Source organism: Adlercreutzia sp. DFI.6.23, from assembly GCF_024462535.1.
Lineage (GTDB): Bacteria > Actinomycetota > Coriobacteriia > Coriobacteriales > Eggerthellaceae > Adlercreutzia > Adlercreutzia rubneri.
In genome coordinates this window covers 1-367 of record NZ_JANGBP010000264.1, presented here as the reverse complement: position 1 = coordinate 367, position 367 = coordinate 1, and the positions used below count along the sequence as shown (strand labels likewise).

Annotated in this window: 1 protein-coding gene; it reads left to right on the top strand. The window is 67.0% G+C overall.

All coding sequences use genetic code 11. From position 1 onward, the window contains the following. Positions 1-367: FGGY family carbohydrate kinase (locus NE591_RS13300; RefSeq protein WP_256156868.1), on the top strand; the 367-nt coding region annotated here is incomplete at both ends.

Genomic DNA, 367 nt, shown 5'->3' with positions numbered 1-367 from the left:
CCCGCGCCGAGGCGGGGGAGCTCTGCTTCGGCACCGTGGACAGCTGGCTCATTTGGAAGCTCACCGACGGGGCCGTGGACGCCACGGACGTGACCAATGCGAGCCGGACCATGCTCTACAACATCCACGAGAGGCGCTGGGATCCCTTCCTGCTTAAGCTCTTCGGCATTCCCGAGGCCATTCTTCCCGAGGTACGCCCCTCTTCCGGCAGCTTCGGCATAACGGCGAACCCGGGGCTCGTCCAGGGCATCCCCATCTGCGGCGTGGCGGGCGACCAGCAGGCGGCGCTCTTCGGCCAGTGCTGCCTCCATGCGGGCCAGGCGAAGAACACCTACGGCACCGGCTGCTTTCTGCTCATGCACACCGG